The sequence below is a fragment of the Streptomyces sp. NBC_00554 genome (assembly GCF_041431135.1).
Taxonomy (GTDB): domain Bacteria; phylum Actinomycetota; class Actinomycetes; order Streptomycetales; family Streptomycetaceae; genus Streptomyces.
The window spans coordinates 5,854,597-5,871,045 of sequence record NZ_CP107799.1; the positions used below are offsets into that span (position 1 = coordinate 5,854,597).

Sequence of the window (16,449 nt, forward strand, 5' to 3'; positions counted from 1 at the left end):
GCGCGGACAAGTGTGGGACGGCGTCGGCGACCGGCAGAGTCACGCAGCTCACCCCGTGTGCAACATCAGCCCGATCCCCACCACCAGCAGCCCCGCCGCCGCGATCCGGGGCGCCCCGAACCGTTCCTTGAAGAAGATCGCCCCGATGGCCGCGCCGACGATGATCGAGGACTCGCGCAGGGCCGCGATGGGCGCGAGTTCGGCCCGGGTCTGGGCCCACAGGACCAGCCCGTACGCCGCGACGGAGAGCGCTGCGCCGAGCAGGCCGAGCCCGGCGAACGGGCGCAGGACGGTGAGGAGTTCGCCGCGCCAGTGGTGCAGCGCGTACACCGGGATCACGAAGCCCTCGATGGCCATCAGCCAGGCGATGTAGCCGAGCGAGGAGCCGGAGGCGCGCACGCCGAGGCCGTCCACGACGGTGTACGCGGCGATCGACACGCCTGTCGCCAACGCCGCGCCGATCGCCGCCCAGTTGGGACGGCGCCCCCGCAGCCCCCACAGCGCGACACCCGTCAGCCCCGCGCAGGACAACGCGATCCCCGCCGCCGCCCACCCGTCGGGCACCTCGTGTGCGAAGACCGCCGCGAGTGCCGTGACGATGAGGGGAGCGGTGCCGCGGGCGATCGGGTACGCCTGCCCGAAGTCGCCGAGCCGGAACGACCGCATCAGCAGCACGTAGTACACGACGTGGATCACGGCCGACGCGAACAGGTACGGCCACGCCCCGGGCGCCGGGAACGCGACGAACGGCACCATGACGAGGCCGATCAGCATGCCGCCGCCCGCGATCAGCGTGAAGCCGACCAGCTTGTCGGTGATGCGGTGCGCGATCGCGTTCCAGCACGCGTGGGTGACCGCGGCGAGCAGGACGGCCGCGGTGACCAGCGGGGTCACTGCGTCTGCTCGCGCACGTCCACCAGCGTGCCGCCCGCGTGGGCGATCAGGGTCTTGGGGTCCATCGGGAAGACGGCGTACGGGGTGCCCGCGGCGGCCCACACCGTTTCGTGGTCGAGCAGTGAACGGTCCGCCAGGACACGGGTCTTGGAGGCGTGCCCGAAGGGAGGTACGCCGCCGATCGCGTACCCCGTCGTCTCCCGCACCAGGTCCACCTTCGCGCGCGTCACCTTCTCGGCGCCCAACTCGCGCCGTACGAGCTCTACATCGACCCGGGACGCGCCGTCCATCAGGACCAGTACCGGGACGCCGTCCGCCGCGAAGATCAGCGACTTGCAGATCTGGCTGAGGTCGCAGCCGATCGCTGCGGCGGCCTCGGCGGCGGTGCGGGTCGCGTCCGGGAAGCGCCGGACCTGCGGGATCAGGTCGTCGAGGCCCAGCTCGCGCAGGGCTTCGGCGAAGCGGGGGTGGGCGGCGTTCTCTTCGGCTGTGGTCATGAAAGGCACCTTGACATGCTCCTCGGGCTGACGCCCGGGGATTTTGGCCTTCTCGTCCGTTGCTGTGCCGCTAGGCGGCACGGGGTTCGGGTGGGAATCCGTGGCTTCCTGTTTCCTTGCGCTGTGCCAGGACGAGTCCTGGTCTGACCTGCGCTCCACAGGCTGTAACCGCCAGTCCGGCGGCCGTTTTCACGTTTTTCGCGGCGTTGTGGTCCCGGTCATGGACCGCACCGCAGGCGGCACAGGTCCAGGTCCGGATGTGCAGGGGCTTGGGACCGTCCTTGGCCCCGCACTCCGAGCAGACCTGGCTGGTCGGAGTGAACCGGCCGATCTTCACCAGGGACCGCCCGTACCTGATCGCTTTGTACTCCAGCATGTGCACGAACTGCGCCCAGCCCGCATCGTGCACACTCTTCGCCAGCCTGGTGCGCGCCAGTCCTTTGACCGCCAGGTCCTCCACACCGATCGCTTGGTTGTCGCGGATCAGCCGGGTGGAGAGCTGGTGATGGAACTCACGGCGGGCGTCGGCCACTTGTGCATGCGCGCGGGCGACCTTGAGGCGGGCCTTCTCGCGGTTCCTGGACCCCTTCTGCTTGCGGGACAGTTTGCGCTGGGCTCTCTTCAGTTTCTTCTCCGCGCGGCGCAGGAACCGCGGGGAGTCGACCTTCGTGCCGTTGGACAGGACGGCGAAGTGCGTGAGGCCCAGGTCGATGCCGATGGCCTGGTCGGTGTCGGGCATCCGTGCGGCGTCGGCGTGCGGGTCGGTGTCGATGACGAAGGAGGCGAAGTACCGTCCGGCCGCGTCCTTGATCACGGTGACCGAGGAGGGCCGTGCGGGCAGGGTGCGGGACCACTTCACTGTCACCGCGCCGACCTTGGGCAGACTCAGCCTCCCGGAATCGGTGATCGACCAGCGGGCATTGGTCGTGAAGCGGATCGACTGCCGGTTGTCCTTGCGGGACTTGAACCGGGGAGCGCCGCTCTTCGGGCCCTTGCGTTCGCCCTTGAGGGAGGCGAAGAAGTTTCTGTAGGCGGCCTCTACGTCGCGCAGGGACTGCTGGAGCACGACGGCGGAGACCTTGCCCAGCCAGGACCGTGCGTCGGTCTGTTTCGCCTCGGTGATCAGCTTCCTGGACAGCTCGGCCGCCTTCGGAAATGCCCCGCCCGCCTGGCGGGCGTCTTCACGGGCGCGCACGGCGTCGTTGAATACGACGCGGGCGCACCCGAACGCCCTCGCCAGAGCCGCTGCCTGGGCGATGTCCGGGTACAGGCGGAAGCTGTACCGAAGCTGCATGGCAGCCACGCTACATACTTGGGTTATGGGCGAGAATCGGAAGATCAGAACTGGTCGGCACTGTGTTTTCGTGATGCATGTCCACTTGGTCTTCGTGACCAAGTTCCAGCATGAAGTGTTCACCGATGCCCATCTGGCGCGGCTGGAGGAGATCATGCGGTCGGTGTGCGCGGACTTCGAGTGCGAGCTGGTGGAGTTCAAAGGCGGGGACAACCACGTCCACCTCCAGGTGAACTTCCCGCCCAAAATCGCCGTGACCAAGCTCGTCAACTCACTCAAGGGCGTGTCCTCCCGCCGTCTGCGCCAGGAGTTCCCCGACCTGGTACGCCACTACTGGCGGGCCAACAAACTCTGGTCCGGCTCCTACTTCGCCGGAACCGTCGGTGGCGCCCCACTCTCCGTGGTCAGGCAGTACATCGAGCAGCAGAACCGGCCGGTGTGAGCGTCGCCTGGCTCCGCCGGGACCGGCCCTCGCGACGCTCCGCCTCGCAACCCTCAGATTCGCTTCACCATCGGGCTGAAGCCAGATGCACTGCGAAGGAATCCCGGTAGCGGTCGGTGTACGGGGCATGCGACCGAGTTCCAGGGAGCGGACCTCGGCCACCCACAGCCACGACGACGCCTAACTCGCGGCCTTGAGTAGCGCCGCCACGATCGGCCCCGCCGTGTCGCCCCCGTGCCCGCCCTGCTGTACGACCCCCGCTGCCGCCAAGTCGCCCTTGTACGCGGTGAACCAGCCGTTGGGCTTGTCCTGGCCGTCTACCTCGGCGGAGCCGGTCTTCGCGCCGTAGTCGGGGCCGAGGCCGGACATCGCCTCGGCGGCGGTGCCGTACGCGGCGGTGTACTGCATGAGTTCGCGGAGCTGGGAGAGGGTGTCCGCCGACAGGGTGCGGGAAGCCGTGGCCAGCTTGCGGTCGTCCACCGACGGCGCCACCAGGTACGGCTGGTGGAACGCACCCGCCGCCACCGTGGAGGCGACCGACGCCATGTTCAGCGGGTTCATGCGGACCCCGCCCTGGCCGATCAGCGAGGCCGCCATCTGCGCCGCGGACTGCACGGGCACCGCGCCGTCGAAGGACGGCACGCCGATAGCCCAGTTGTTCATGCCGAGACCGAAGACCTGCTGGGCCTGCTTGGTGAGGCTGTCGTTCTCCAGCTCGGGGGCCTGGCTGATGAAGGCGGTGTTGCAGGAGCGCGCGAAGCTCGCCTTGAACGTGCCGTTCTTGATCTCGAAGTCGTCGTCGTTGTGGAACTTCCAGTGACCGTACGTGAACGTCTTGGGGCACACGTGCTGCTTGTCGGCCGAGGCGAGGTCCTGGTCGATGAGCAGCGACGCCGTGATGACCTTCATCGTGGAGCCGGGGGCGAGGGAGCCCTGGAAGGCGGTGTTGAAGCCGTGGCTCTGGTTGGCGACCGCGAGGATCTCGCCGGTCGACGGGACCATCAGGACCACCGACGACTTGGCCTTCTTGGCCACTTCCTTCTCGGCGGCGGCCTGGAGGGTCGGGCTGAGCGTCGTCTTCACGGTCCCCGGCGTGCCCTTGCTGAGCGTCAGCAGCGACTTGTCGGGGGTCTTCTCCTCGCCCTTCGCCGCCGCCTTGCGGATCACCTGGAGCTCGATGCCCGCCTTGCCGCCCGCCGTCTTGCCGTACTTCTCGCGCAGCCCGTCCAACACCGTGCCCAGGGACGGGTACTTGGCCGTGGTCAGCTCGCCGCCGTGCTTGTCGAGGGCCGTGATCGGGGGCGTACCGGACTCGCCGGTGACCAGCTTGTCGCCGTCCTGGAGGTCCGGGTGCACGACGGACGGCTTCCAGCTCACCAGCGGAACACCGTCCTTGGCCCGTCGTACGACCGTCAGCTTCGACTCGTACGAGAGCGGCTTGCTGGTGCCCTTGTAGGTGACGGTGCCCTTGACGGAGAACGGGACGACGGCCCCCGACCGTGTGCCGCTCGTCAGGGTCACGCCGGTGATGTGGGCGTCCTTGGTGTAGCCGGTCAGCAGGGTCTTCGCGGCGGCCGAGTCGTCCGTGGCGGCGGCCGCGGTCGCGACCGCACCGCTCTGCCAGGCGGTGAGGAACTTGGTGGCCGCGGTGGTCACCTCGGTGGCCGACAGCGGGCCGGTCTTCACGGCCTTCTGGTCGGCAGCCGTCGACGTCCTGCCCTCGGCCGCCGCGTCACCGCCGTACAGGCCGTAGGCGCCGAACGCCCCGCCGGCGACGACCACGGCGATCACTCCGCCGAGGACGGCCGGCTTCGGCTTCTTGCTCTTGCGCTCGGCGACACGTCTTCTGTTGCCCACAGCTAACAATCCTCCGCTGGTTCCCCTGGTGCCCCCGTGCCCACACGCTCCTCAACGAGAGGCACCACCCTAGGGTCCCGCCCTGTGAGGAGTGACTTCAGCCACCAGTTCGTAGCACAGCTGCGACGATCGGACCGGCCGCGTCTCCTCCGTGGCCGCCTCCCTGGACCAGCGCGGCGGCCGCGATGTCGTTGCGGTAGCCGGTGAACCAGCTGTCGGACACGGCCTTGCCGTCGATCTCGGCGGAGCCGGTCTTGGCGCCGATGCTGCCGCCGCCGACCCCGGCCATGGCCTTGGCGGCGGTGCCGCTGACCGCGGTGGCGTTCATCATCGAGCGGAGCTGCGAGACCGTGTTCGAGGGCAGCCCCTTGGCGGTGGCCAGCCGGCGGTCGTCGAGCTCGGGCGACACGAGGACCGGCTGCCGGAAGGTGCCGGTCATGGCGGTCGCCGTCACCGAGGCCAGGTTCAGTGGGTTCATCTGGACCTGGCCCTGGCCGATCGCGTTCGCCGCGCGGTCCGGGCCGCCGGAGGCGGGGACGCTGCCGTCGAAGGACGCGATACCGGTCTTCCAGTTGTCCTGGCCCAGGCCGAACCGGCTCTGCGCCTCGGTCGTCAGCGACTCGTCGGTGAGCGGGTTCGCCTCGGTGCCGTCGATGAGATTGATGAAGCCGGTGTTGCAGGACCGCATGAAGTCGTTGAGGAGGGTCGCGTTCTCGTTGGGCTGCATGTTGGTGAGGTTCTTGAAGGTCTGGCTCTGCCAGATCGCGGTCTGCGTACAGGGCGCCGGGCCGTTCATCGAGGCCACGCCGTTGTCTATGAGCATCGCCGCGGTGATGATCTTCATCGTGGAGCCGGGTGCCACCCTGCCGAGGAAGGCCGCGTTGAAGGCGTCCTTGCGGTTGTTGGCGACTGCAAGCACCTCACCGGTGCTCGGCTTCACGGCGACCAGGGACGACTGGTCGTACTCCTTGACCGCCTTCTCGGCCGCCGCCTGCACGCTCGCGCTGAGCGTCGTCCGCAGCTTGCCCGGCTCGCCCTTGGCGAGGGTCAGGAGCGTGGTGTCGCCCGCGTTCTCGTCCTCGTGCCGGATCGTCAGCTCGACACCGGCCGTGCCGCCCGCGGACTCGCCGTACTTTCCGCGCAGTTCGTCCAGGATCGGGCCGAGCGACGGGTACTTCTCGGCGGTCAGGACAACGTTGTTCCGGTCCACGGCCTCGATCGGCGGGTTCGCCGCCTCGCCCGTGACGAACGTGTCGCCCTTCGCCAGCTCGGGATGGACGACGGACGGCTTCCAGTCGACCAGCGCCTTCCCGGTGGTGAGCCCGCGTACGACGGTCAGTTCGGAGTCGTACGAGAGCGGCTTGCTCTTTCCGTCGAACGACACCGTCGCCTTGACCGAGAACGGCACGGACGCACCGGACGGCGTGCCCGGCGTGATCTGCACCTTGGCTATGTGCCCGGCGCCGCTGTAGCTGCTCAGCACCGGGTCCGCGTCCGCGTCGTTGTTCGTGAGCGCCGCCGCCGTCACCGCGTCGCCCTTTTCCCAGGCCGCGAAGAACTTCTCCGACGCCTCTTTGACCTCGTCGGCACTCGGCGGCCCGGTCTTCACCGCCGCCGGCCCGGACGACCCGCTGGTCCCCTCGTCCCCGCTGATCGCGGTCACCACGTTGTAGGCGCCGTACCCGGCACCCCCCACCATCACCGCGAACACGCTGCCGACGATGGCGGCCTTCGCCCCCTTGCGCATCGGTCGTTCCCCTCCCCGTGAACCCCTCCCCAAACTTCTGAACGCGTTCAGAAAGGTGATTCTGTCCGCACTCTATGCGGGAGAAGTGACGTGTGGGAGCGGTGTTCCCTGATTGTTAACCCCGGTCGACGGGTCGACCGTCAGACCCAGGTGTCCAGCCACATACGCGACCGCCAGCTGTCGATGGGGATCGCCTGGCCCGTGTACAGCGGCCAGAAATAGATGAAGTCTGCGAGATTCGCCCTGGTCGGGCCCCGACCAGGGCGTTTGACTCTGGCCGGGGCCGCGTCAGGCTGCTTGGGCCGCCTCTGGGCCGTGATCTTGTGGAGTGGACGCCAGATAGAGGCTGTCGACGGCCTTTCGCGTACGTCCCTCGCTGTTCGGCATCAGGTGCGTGTACGTCCGGAGCGTGAACCCCGGATCGCTGTGGCCGAGGTACTGACTCAAGGCACGGATGTTCTCGCCTGCGTCCAGCAGCACCGACGCGTAGAAGTGCCTGAGTGCGTGCATGCCGTCCTCGGGGGCCGACGCGTACCGTTCGCCCGCCTTCCGTGCCGGGATGATCCCTGCGGCAGCTAGAGCGGCCTTCCAATGGTGGTCATTGAAGTTGCTCACGCGGACGTGGTCGCCTTCGACGCCGCTGAACAGGAGTCGTTTCGTCACGAGCGGGCCGTCCGGCGTACGCCAGGGAAGCGTCACGTCCACTGAGGGGAACTCCTTGGAGTGCTCCCGGAGCGCGGCGCCCACGGCCTTCGGGAGCGGCACGTCACGGACCTTGCCGCCCTTCGGCAGCGCGAAGACGTACTTGCCACGGATGCGTTTGAGCTGATGGCCGACGGCCAGCCAACCGCCCTCGTAGTCGAGTTCGTCCTCCGACAGGCCGAAGATCTCGCCTTGCCTCAGACCGCATCCAGCGCCGGGGTCCACAGCGGCTCGGAAGCGCCGTTCGAGTGCGGCACGCACATCGAAGGCTTGAGATGCGGTCCAAGGAGTCACGCGCGGCTTGCCCGGCTTCGGGAGCTGCACCGTCCGCGCGCGGCAGGGATTCTTGGCGAGTAGCCCGTCATCGACGGCCGCGCTCAGTGCTGCCGAGACCGTTCCGACGATGATGCGGCGGTGCGACCCCGCCGGCACTGTGCTCTCCAGAGCCGCGATCCAGTCGCGGATGTGCTCGGGCTTGAACGATCCGAGCGGGCGTGTCCCGATGTGCGGGTACGCGTGCAGCCGAAGCCGTCGCTCGGCTGCCTCACGGCTGTTGATCTCACCCGTGTGCGTCTTGACCCAGCGTTCCGCGTACTGCCGGAAGGTGGTCCGAGCCTGGCGCGGGTCGACGTACTGACCGCGCGCCATGTCGACCTCGATGTGAGCGAGCCACTGGTCAGCGAGGCGCTTCTCCTTGTCGCGGAATGACTTGCTCTTCTCGGTGCCGTCGGGGCCGACGTAACGAGCGCGGTAGCGCATGCCCGTGCCGTAGCGGTCGGACTTGGCCTTGACGGTCTTGCCGTTGGCGTCGGTCTCGGTCTTGAACCAGCGGTCTTGGATGTGGCCTGCCATGTGGCGGCGGTCCTCTCAACACGCAGCAGGGAGAGCCGCTGGGTAGCGGCTCTCCCTGCTGTCTGCGGTGGGTGTTGGGTTAGGCGGCGTCTTGGTCGGTGCTCTTGCGCTCGGCTACGTGGGCGAGCACGTCGGCGGGGTCGTAACGGATGTACTTTCCGATGCGGAATCCGGGCGGACCGAGGCGCTTCTTGCGCCACTGGTAGACGGTCTCTTTGGGCACTTCGAAGATCTCGGCGATGTCGTCGGGGGTGAGGTAGCGGTCAGGCAGCCCGGCGCGGAGCGTGGCGCGCGGGTCCGGCTGTTCACGTGCGGTGCTCATAGGCGTGTCCTCCGTGCGCGAGCGAAGGGTGATACATCGGGGGCCGGGTCTGTCCGAAGCTCGGATTTCTGCGTCACCGCGTCGTCAGCGTCACTTAGGGCTCTGACCTGCGGTTTTGGGTGACGCGGCGGATCGGTGCTGCGTCACCGGTGCGTCATCGGCTGCGTCATCGGGTGACGCAGGTGACGCAGGATGACGCAGAGTCGGCCGTCTGCGTCATCGCTGTTGACGCAGGTCAGATGCCGTTTTCCGGCTCGGGTGACGCAGGTGACGCAGTGTCTTCCTACTTAGGACAAAGAAGGGGCTGCTTGTAGTACTTCGGCGCGCCTTACAGAGCGAAGTAGGAGCCGCTGCGCGGCGCGACCTTGGGGCGGCGTTCCGCCGAACAGCAAGAGGAGCACGTGCTCCTCTTGCTGTTCGCTTGAGCGTGCGGGTCGCGGGTCAGAACGCCCGTGCTTGCTCGTGAGGGGCCGGGGGGAGCGTGCGGGTCATTTCGAGGTAGCGGCCCGCCTTGGTGCGACCCGCGTCGACGAGCACACCCCGGGCCGCCAGGGTGGGTTGGAGGCGCTTGAGCCGGTCCGAGAGGACTTTGCCGGTGGTCGGCCACCCCTTGGGCAGGGGGCGGCAGTCGTCGCCGCTGTAGAGGCGGCTGAGGCAGGACAGCCACTCCGTGGACGTCATCTGCTGTGCCGTGCCCGGTTCGATGGTGTCGGCGTGGCGGAGGACGGTCTGTGCGAGGAGGTCGCCTTCGATGACGTCGTCGTTGAGGTCGTCCAGACTGGCCCGGTAGGCGGGGAGCGCCCCCAGGCCGGTCGCGGCGTCGAACTGCGCGCACAGGTGGGCGAAGTCCGCCATCCGCAGGTCGGTGGGTGTCTCCGCCTCCACGGCGCGGACCTTGACCGTCAGGTCGAGGAGCGAGCCGAGGACGATGGGCAGCACTTCCGCGTAGTCCGCCCACAGTTCGGCCTCGGTGCGCCGGACTTTGGGTCGCTCCAACCGGAGCGGTAGGAGCCTGTCGGCGAGGTCGGGGCGGATGACTCCGACGTCGATGCCGGTGAGGAGTAGTGGCCGGCGGTAGCCGACGCGGAACACGTCCCCGTCGGTGAACAGGGCCCGCTTGACGCTCTCGGCGCCGGTGACGATGCAGCACATGGCGTCGGACAGGTCTGGCGTCACGTGGGAGAGGTTGTCGAGCGCGGTGACCCATCCCGCCGCTACCGCTGCGATCAGGCTTTCCTCATCCTTCGGTGCCCGGCGCAGGTCACCGCTCATGCCCTCGATGATCCTGGTGAGCATCCGGCCTCCGGTGGACTTGCCCGCCCCCTGCGGTCCAGTGAGGAACGGCGCGGGCACGGGCACGGACGGCCCGAGGCAGCCGATCAGCCACGCGATGGCCAGGCATTCGGTCTCGGCGTTGGCGAAGTTGCACAGCCGCATCAGCAGGTCGATGCCCTTGCCGGCGGTGTCCTTGACCGGCAGGGGCAGTTCGCCGGTGAGCTGTGTGCGTCGCCAGCAGACCTCTTGCGGGTTGGGGGTGAGGATGTCCCAGCCGCTCGGGTGGATGCGGACGGACTGCCCGTCATCACGGCCCAAGTCCAGCCACGTCGCCCCGTCGTATCCCGGAGCGACGCGGATGTGCACGGGCTGTACGTCCTCGGACAGGGCGAGTGCTTCGATCAGGTCCAGTGCCTCTTTGAGGGCGGACCCGTTGAACGCGCCGCGACCGTCCTTGTACAGGCCGACCATGAGTTCCTGGCGGTGGCTGCCCGTGGTGCCCTGGGAGCGGATCGGGCGGGCCACGGGGTGGCCGTTCTTCTGCGCGTACACGGTCCCGTCGGGGGTGCGGAAGTACCGGAAGTGAGACTGCGCGTAGTCGGTGATGATCGCGCGGGCGGGAGTCTTGTCGTCCTCGGACATGGTCACAGTCCCAACGTGGTCAGGGCGTTGGTCCACGCGTCGGTGCAGTGCCGGGGCGATTCGCCCTTGGCCTGCGCGGCGGTGAACAGCCGCGCGGTGTGTGCCTCGGTGAGGCAGCCGCACCGGCCGTGCGTGGACAGCACCGCGAGGAACGTCCGGTAGACCGTGGCGTGCACCGCCTGCCGGGCCTCGGTGATGCGCTGTTCCGCCATGGCAATGCCACGGTCCAGGTAGGTCGGCGCGCGGTGCGGACACTCGCCGCCGCCGGCCAGTGCGGGCACCGTGACGGACGCCGGACGGGGGGCCGGCTCCTTCGCGGTCAGCGCGCGCACGACGTCCGGGAGCGCCGTCATGGTGCCGGTGCCGGGTCCGAGCCAACGGGCGTAGGCCATGGTCGACTTGATATCCACGCCGGGCCGTACGCCGTTGGCGGACTGCATCGCGCCTCGGTAGAGCCAGTGCTCACCCCGGGTCGTTGGCACGGTCCGGGTGGCGGGCAGACTTGCGCGGGCCCACGCGATGGCTTCCGCGCTGTCGAGATCCACAATGGTGAGACCGGCGCCTCCGGGGTGATAGGCCACCGCCGCCGCATCTCGCCAAGCCCGCTGCCACGTAGGCGAGTTGACGATGTTCGGATCGGTGGTTGCGGCGGCCCAGCCGTGGCAGGGCGCCGGGCAGGTGCAAGGGCCTGGGGTCTTCATGTTCGGCCGGCCACCGCACGCGTTCTGCGCGCACGTCGGGCAGTTGCCGAACGGCACCTTCCCTGCCCGCAGCGGCAGCGGCGGTACACCGGCTTGGGCCAGGTGCAGCGCGGTGCTCAGGTGATCCTTCACGCGTGGCCTTAAGCCGCGGGCTCGCCGGGTGTCAGTGGGTTGGGTCATGCTGGGAGGCCTCCACAGGTCTGTTGAGGGCAGGTGGATTGGCGGCGGCCCCGGTTCTTGGTCGGATGGGGGCCGCCGTTGTCGTTCGGTCGGGCGGGATGTGCTCAGGCGGCTTCCTGGCCGGGCAGGACCATGCCGTCGTCGCTCTTGCGGAGTGCTCCCGAGGTCATGAGGGTCTTGACCTCGCGGGAGACGGTGCCCTTGTTGATTCCGGTGCGGTCGGTGATGTCCCGCAGCGTGCGGGCCCCGTCCTCAACGGCCCGCAGGACCCGGGCACGATTCGTCTCCGTGCCGGCGGAGACCGGGGCGGCTGCTGGGGTGCCCGCATTCTTGACCAGGTGGAGAGGGCTTGCGGCGGTCCGGGATGTTCCGCGCTTCCAGATGGGCCGCTCGGGGAGGGCGATGACATCGGCGGGGGAGAAGGCGCGGGTGCTGATCGGGTGGGGCTTGGCCTTGGGGCCGGATCGCAGCATCGCCACGCCGGGCATGGGCAGTTCGTGCGCGTGCCAGCCCTTCTCGGTGGCGTCCTCACCGAAGACCACGCGGGACTCACCCGAGGTGGACAGCGCGAGCGCGGCCCGGTAGGTGATCTGCGCGCTGATCTGCGGGTCGATGCCGCCCTTGGCGTCCATCGTGGGCTTCTGGGTGGCCCAGATCAGGATGATCTCGGCTGCCCGCGCCATGCGGGCCAGCGTGCCGAGGTTCTCCATGATCTGCGACCAGTCGGGATCGCCCGGCTCGCCGTCACTGCCCTTGGCCCGCTTCTTGCGGGCCATGGTGATGACTTCGGCTCCCTCGTCCACGAACACCGTGATGCGGGGCCGCTCTTCGGAGATCTCGATCGTGTCCCGGCCGCGGGGGACCAGGGCGAGCCGCTCGTGCATCTCGGTGACCAGTTCGTCGGTGACGTCCAGGACGTCTTCGATCGCGATGGCAGTCCGGGCGCGGTGCTCCCAGTTGATCGCCTCAACCCGCTTCGGATCGATGACCACCAAGCGGTGATCCGGTGCCTCGGAGGCTTCAGCGAGAAGAGCGCGGGTCGACCAGCTCTTGCCCGACCCGGAGGTGCCCGCGATCAGCATCCGGCGCCCGAGCGGGACCATCACGGGCTCGCCCGTGACCGTGTCGACACCCCACGGCTCGCCCGGCTTCCAGCCGGACAGGTCGATGCCGTCAGCCGCGCTGCGGGTCCGCAGCGTGATGGTGGCGCGGTCGCCGTGGCTGCCGGAGGTGATCTCCATGCGCAGGTCACTTCGTGCCCCGAGCAGGGCCCTGATCTCATCCGCCTTGGCCCGGAACGTCTTCGGTGTCCACCGGCCGTCCAGCCGCACGTGCGAGATGAGTCCGGCCGGGGTGAGCTTGGCCGGGGTGGGCACGGTGCCCGACAAGCCGCGGGCATCCGCGTTCTGCACCCAGAACGCCGGGTCCAGCCGGGAGGCGAGGCGCCGTTCCTCCGCGCTCATCCCGTCATCGAGCCGCACCGACGGCTGACGACGTCCCAGCCACAGGCCCGCGGCGTTCAATCCGATCAGGCCGGCGGACACAGACGCCGGCCACAGGGTGAGCGCGTGGGTGGCCTCGGACATGAGCCAGGTGGCCAGTCCACTGGGTACCGCGTGCGCGGCGTGCGTCTGCACGGCGCGGGCAGCGAGGGTGGCGGGATAGTTCTTCCGCGCCACCTTCATCACCGACCGTGCCTGACTGTGGTGCTGGCGTGCGGCTTTGTCCGCCGTGCGGGCGGCCCGGCGGTTCGCGGACAGCGGGTTGGTGGACGCCTTGCGCGCCGCACTGCGCTGGTTCCGGGCCATCGCGGCAGTGGAGCGGGCGGAGTTGTGCTCCCGCTGCGCTGTCATGAGCGCTTTCAGGTTCTCCGGAGTCCGCAGCTGCGTGCGGCGCTCCGCTTCCCGGTCCCAGCGTGCGGCGAACGGCGCGCACATCGGCGCGAGCGCGTCCAACGCGGTGTTGGTGGTTGTGGCGGTGGTCGTCCATGCTTGCTTCCAGTCCACGAAGAGTCCTCCAAAGACACGTGGATGAGGGCCGGTGCGCCGTCGCGTGGCGTCACCGGCCCGTCCGTTTTGGGGTAGTTGGCGGTGTCGGTTGCGTCGGCATCGCTGGTTGAGCCCCTGCAAGCGCCTGTGACCTGCGGAGTTGCAGAGTTGCGCCGTTCCGGGGAGGGGGCCCCTACGCGCACGCGCGCGAAGAGGCGTCGAAAATGCCGTCACGCAACGTCCCTGTGGCGCCCTGAGTGGCCGTTCACGGCCCCGGGGGTCTCCACCCATACCGAAGGGGGGTCAGGCGCCCTGCGGGCCGCCTACGACTTCCGGCCCTTTCCGGGGTGTGCGGAGCCGCAGGCGGGTGGTGCGGAGCGCCGGTTCAGTGCTTGGGGCGGGTGAGGCGGAAGGTGATGCCGCCGACGCTGAGGGGTCCGGCGGTCTGGGCGATGACGGTGACCGTGTGAGCGGCGGCGTCAAGCAGCGCGCACAGCGCGGCGACCAGCCCCCAGCAGCCCATGGCACCCGCGCCCGCGATGACGAGCGGGACCAGGTAGTGACGCAGTGGGCGCCCGTACTGGTCGGTGGTGTGGACGACGATGACGACGGGCTGTCCGGTGGCTTCCGCGCGGCGGTAGGCGTCGACGGGAATGTGCGGGGCGATGATCCCCGGCGGGTCACGATGGTCCATCAGGTCCTCCCTCGCGATCAGTTGGGGTAGGCGCACGGAACGCACATGCCGAGCGAGGCGGGGATGACGTAACCGGCATCCGTCCGGCACTCGGGGCAGGTACGGCGGGCGAGGTTGGCCTTGTCGAGCGCGGCCCACCGTCCCGGCGTCATGGGCCGGACGCGCTTGGCGTGGTCGAGGCGGTAGAGGTAGGCGACCAGCGGGCCCCGGCGGTAGCGCGGGCGCAGGACCTGCGCGGCGATGGGCTGTCCGCCCGGACGCAGGCCACGCGCCCGCAGCTGGCGGCGCGTGACCATGCCGTCCGGTGCCATCCGCCACGGGAAGGTGGGGATGCCGTAGCGGGCGCCGTTGGGGTCGAAGCACTTGCCGTACGAGCGGCCCATCACGCCACGCGCTTCCACGCCGCGCGGAGCCGGACCTCGGATGCAGAATGGCCGGCCGCGCGGAAGCGGACAGCCATCTCGCGGTAGGACAGGGCCGGGTGCTCGCTGTGCCGGATCTCGTCGACCTGCGCGTCAAGTTCCGCGTCTGTGAGGGCGGGCGCCGACTCCAACGCAAGCGCGACGGGTTCGGCAGGTCCCCAGACCGGGAGTTCCCAGCGGGAGGTGACGTCGGGTGTGACGCGGTGCGTCACGCTGGTCAGGGCCCGTCCGGTGTCCTTGCCCTTCCGTGCCGCCTCCAAGGTCGACCAGGCCCGGGAGAGGGAGTGTGCGGTCTTGGCCTGGATGCGGGCGACGCGGGCGCCGGCCTGCGTCACGGCCGTCAACCGCGTCTCCTCCGTGACCGCTTCGGCCCGCAGCCGGGCACGGGCCACGGCTGCTTCGTCGCGGGCTTCCTGCTGGATGCCCTGAATCGCTCCAAGGGCGTTGGGGGTGAGTGCGGTCTGCTCCCACAGTCCGTGGACCAGCCACAGCGCTTTCGCCGCGACGGGGAGCCAGGCGACAGCCAGCCACGCGCCCGGGTTGTCTTCTGCGGTGAGTGCGTGGGTGACCAGGACGCCGGTGGCGATGAGGCCGAAGGACCAGCCGACGCCGGTGACGGCGCGGTTGTGGTCGCCTTGGGCGGCGAGGCGGCGTTCGTAGGCGAGGGTGGCCAGCCATCCGCCGTCGATGCCGAGACCGACGACCAGGGCGACGGGCCACGGCATCGCCGTGCCTAGCCACATCACGACCACGGCCAGGGTGAGGACCATGGACACCGCCGTCATCGCGACAGCGGGAAGAGCGGTCTTGGCCTTCATGCCGTACCTCCCGCGTGCTCTCGCACCTTCAGGGAAGCGAGCAGGTCAACCGGCCGATCCGGGGGCGTACTGTCCTCGCTCCACTCCCACTGCGCACAGGCAACGGGCTCGTAGCCGAGCAGGGCGAGTGCCTCTGTCCGCGCAGTGAGGGTCGGAATCTCCGGCGTGCCGAACACGTGCTCAGGCCACGGGGCGGTGGTGTTCAACAGCCCCACGAACAGACGCCACCTGCCGGTAGTGGGCGACACCGACATCACCGCAGTGTGTGTGCGTACGCTCATGCGGCACCGTCCGCCGTGCTCGCGCTGGGGGTGCGGTTGGCCAGCGCCCGCCGCGCCATCAGCACCCGCCCGAACGCCCGGCGGACACGCTTGGTGTCCAACTCGTTCGGCGTGTGGTTGAGAGCGATGATCTGCGCGTCGATCAGGTCGACGTCCGCCAGGATGACGGGCATCTCGCGGTCGATCGCGTCCAGCTCAGCGGCCGTCGGCTCCATGAAGTCGGCGAACGCGGTAACAGCATCCTGAACAGTGACGATGTGACTCATTGGGTCGTGTTCTCCCTAGTCGGTGGTACGGCCCGAAAGCGCCCCCCGGAGTTGCTGCTCCGGGGGGCGTGCCGTTGAAGTCGGTAACCCGGCTCCCCTCAACCCCGTCCGTACGAGCACCGCGTGTAGCGGGGTCCTGACGGGCGGGGGAGGCAACCAGCCGCAGCGCTCGCCGCTGCGGAAGTCAGTGGGACGCGAAGGGCGTTGCCGTCGTGCTGGTCAGGCGCGATGACGCCGGGCGATGTCGTTGGTGCATCGGCGTCTCCTCTCTGTCGCTGGGTGCATGTGGTGTTGCACTGCAAGGGGGACCAAGTCCCCACTCTCCGGCCGTTGCTCGCGGTCGCCGGGCCACCTCGCCAGTCGGGCTAAAGCCCTGTTCATCTGGCCTTTAGCGGGATTGCAGCGTCCCCGCCCTCTGCGTGGGAGCACCCCACATAGGGCCCTCCCGTCGCCCCGCTGAACTAGTTCTGCGGTGCGATGTGACGATTAAGGCACGCTCCGGAGTGGGTGTCAATAGAACTAGTTCAGAGCCACTGGGATTCGCTTGCGAGTCGCGAAACCGATCCCGGGTACCC

The 16,449-nt window shown here is 69.1% G+C and carries 16 protein-coding genes; 1 reads left to right on the forward strand and 15 read right to left on the reverse strand.

Features of this window, described 5'->3' with window-relative positions; translation table 11 throughout:
• Window positions 1-48 precede the first annotated feature (48 nt).
• From OG266_RS25880 to OG266_RS25890, 3 genes are all read right to left on the reverse strand, one after another.
• On the reverse strand, window positions 49-894 hold the full coding sequence (locus OG266_RS25880) for a DMT family transporter (RefSeq protein ID WP_266460291.1): 846 nt from the start codon (window positions 892-894) through the stop codon (window positions 49-51).
• The gene (locus tag OG266_RS25885) at window positions 891-1,391 is read right to left on the reverse strand and encodes a YbaK/EbsC family protein (RefSeq protein WP_266460294.1); all 501 of its coding nucleotides are present in this window, start codon (window positions 1,389-1,391) and stop codon (window positions 891-893) included. Before OG266_RS25885 ends, OG266_RS25880 begins: the two co-directional genes overlap by 4 nt.
• A gap of 70 nt (window positions 1,392-1,461) precedes the next feature.
• Complete coding sequence (locus OG266_RS25890) at window positions 1,462-2,685, reverse strand: RNA-guided endonuclease InsQ/TnpB family protein (RefSeq protein WP_371548699.1); 1,224 nt, start codon at window positions 2,683-2,685, stop codon at window positions 1,462-1,464.
• 25 nt (window positions 2,686-2,710) lie between these two features.
• Between OG266_RS25890 and tnpA the strand changes: the two genes are divergently transcribed.
• On the forward strand, window positions 2,711-3,127 hold the full coding sequence (gene tnpA / locus OG266_RS25895) for an IS200/IS605 family transposase (RefSeq protein WP_371548700.1): 417 nt from the start codon (window positions 2,711-2,713) through the stop codon (window positions 3,125-3,127).
• A 180-nt stretch (window positions 3,128-3,307) separates the two neighbouring features.
• Here tnpA and OG266_RS25900 read toward each other — a convergent pair whose 3' ends face one another.
• From OG266_RS25900 to OG266_RS25955, 12 genes are all read right to left on the reverse strand, one after another.
• Window positions 3,308-4,984: a penicillin-binding transpeptidase domain-containing protein gene (locus tag OG266_RS25900; protein ID WP_371548701.1), complete on the reverse strand. Its 1,677-nt coding sequence runs from the start codon at window positions 4,982-4,984 to the stop codon at window positions 3,308-3,310.
• 97 nt (window positions 4,985-5,081) lie between these two features.
• Window positions 5,082-6,731 carry a penicillin-binding transpeptidase domain-containing protein gene (locus OG266_RS25905; RefSeq protein ID WP_371548702.1) on the reverse strand — a complete coding sequence of 550 codons (1,650 nt, stop codon included), beginning with the start codon at window positions 6,729-6,731 and terminating at the stop codon, window positions 5,082-5,084.
• 288 nt (window positions 6,732-7,019) lie between these two features.
• On the reverse strand, window positions 7,020-8,285 hold the full coding sequence (locus tag OG266_RS25910; RefSeq protein WP_371548703.1) for a tyrosine-type recombinase/integrase: 1,266 nt from the start codon (window positions 8,283-8,285) through the stop codon (window positions 7,020-7,022).
• Window positions 8,286-8,364: 79 nt separating this feature from the next.
• Window positions 8,365-8,607, reverse strand: coding sequence for a helix-turn-helix domain-containing protein (locus OG266_RS25915; protein ID WP_371548704.1), 243 nt, complete (start codon window positions 8,605-8,607; stop codon window positions 8,365-8,367).
• Between the two features lie 441 nt (window positions 8,608-9,048).
• A complete protein-coding gene (locus tag OG266_RS25920) occupies window positions 9,049-10,524 on the reverse strand; it encodes an ATP-binding protein (RefSeq protein WP_371552954.1) in 1,476 nt (491 codons plus the stop codon).
• Window positions 10,525-10,526: 2 nt separating this feature from the next.
• Window positions 10,527-11,405 (reverse strand): bifunctional DNA primase/polymerase, encoded by an 879-nt coding sequence (locus tag OG266_RS25925; RefSeq protein WP_371548705.1) that lies wholly within the window; start codon window positions 11,403-11,405, stop codon window positions 10,527-10,529.
• 104 nt (window positions 11,406-11,509) lie between these two features.
• Complete coding sequence (locus tag OG266_RS25930; protein ID WP_371548706.1) at window positions 11,510-13,411, reverse strand: FtsK/SpoIIIE domain-containing protein; 1,902 nt, start codon at window positions 13,409-13,411, stop codon at window positions 11,510-11,512.
• Window positions 13,412-13,778: 367 nt separating this feature from the next.
• Window positions 13,779-14,087 (reverse strand): hypothetical protein, encoded by a 309-nt coding sequence (locus tag OG266_RS25935; RefSeq protein ID WP_371548707.1) that lies wholly within the window; start codon window positions 14,085-14,087, stop codon window positions 13,779-13,781.
• A gap of 17 nt (window positions 14,088-14,104) precedes the next feature.
• Window positions 14,105-14,470 carry an RRQRL motif-containing zinc-binding protein gene (locus tag OG266_RS25940; protein ID WP_371552955.1) on the reverse strand — a complete coding sequence of 122 codons (366 nt, stop codon included), beginning with the start codon at window positions 14,468-14,470 and terminating at the stop codon, window positions 14,105-14,107.
• Window positions 14,470-15,327, reverse strand: coding sequence for a protein spdB (locus tag OG266_RS25945; RefSeq protein ID WP_371548708.1), 858 nt, complete (start codon window positions 15,325-15,327; stop codon window positions 14,470-14,472). The genes OG266_RS25940 and OG266_RS25945 overlap by 1 nt, the downstream gene beginning before the upstream one ends.
• Window positions 15,324-15,608: a DUF6303 family protein gene (locus OG266_RS25950; RefSeq protein ID WP_371548709.1), complete on the reverse strand. Its 285-nt coding sequence runs from the start codon at window positions 15,606-15,608 to the stop codon at window positions 15,324-15,326. The genes OG266_RS25945 and OG266_RS25950 overlap by 4 nt, the downstream gene beginning before the upstream one ends.
• Window positions 15,605-15,874 carry a DUF6284 family protein gene (locus OG266_RS25955; protein WP_371548710.1) on the reverse strand — a complete coding sequence of 90 codons (270 nt, stop codon included), beginning with the start codon at window positions 15,872-15,874 and terminating at the stop codon, window positions 15,605-15,607. The genes OG266_RS25950 and OG266_RS25955 overlap by 4 nt, the downstream gene beginning before the upstream one ends.
• Window positions 15,875-16,449 lie beyond the last annotated feature (575 nt).

Coding starts and splice junctions, on each gene's coding strand:
- OG266_RS25955 (WP_371548710.1), bottom strand. CDS start 15,874: ATGAGTCACATCGTCACTGTTCAGGATGCTGTTACCGCGTTCGCCGAC.
- tnpA (WP_371548700.1), top strand. CDS start 2,711: ATGGGCGAGAATCGGAAGATCAGAACTGGTCGGCACTGTGTTTTCGTG.
- OG266_RS25890 (WP_371548699.1), bottom strand. CDS start 2,685: ATGCAGCTTCGGTACAGCTTCCGCCTGTACCCGGACATCGCCCAGGCA.
- OG266_RS25925 (WP_371548705.1), bottom strand. CDS start 11,405: ATGACCCAACCCACTGACACCCGGCGAGCCCGCGGCTTAAGGCCACGC.
- OG266_RS25950 (WP_371548709.1), bottom strand. CDS start 15,608: ATGAGCGTACGCACACACACTGCGGTGATGTCGGTGTCGCCCACTACC.
- OG266_RS25935 (WP_371548707.1), bottom strand. CDS start 14,087: ATGGACCATCGTGACCCGCCGGGGATCATCGCCCCGCACATTCCCGTC.
- OG266_RS25940 (WP_371552955.1), bottom strand. CDS start 14,470: ATGGGCCGCTCGTACGGCAAGTGCTTCGACCCCAACGGCGCCCGCTAC.
- OG266_RS25910 (WP_371548703.1), bottom strand. CDS start 8,285: ATGGCAGGCCACATCCAAGACCGCTGGTTCAAGACCGAGACCGACGCC.
- OG266_RS25920 (WP_371552954.1), bottom strand. CDS start 10,524: ATGTCCGAGGACGACAAGACTCCCGCCCGCGCGATCATCACCGACTAC.
- OG266_RS25945 (WP_371548708.1), bottom strand. CDS start 15,327: ATGAAGGCCAAGACCGCTCTTCCCGCTGTCGCGATGACGGCGGTGTCC.
- OG266_RS25905 (WP_371548702.1), bottom strand. CDS start 6,731: ATGCGCAAGGGGGCGAAGGCCGCCATCGTCGGCAGCGTGTTCGCGGTG.
- OG266_RS25915 (WP_371548704.1), bottom strand. CDS start 8,607: ATGAGCACCGCACGTGAACAGCCGGACCCGCGCGCCACGCTCCGCGCC.
- OG266_RS25885 (WP_266460294.1), bottom strand. CDS start 1,391: ATGACCACAGCCGAAGAGAACGCCGCCCACCCCCGCTTCGCCGAAGCC.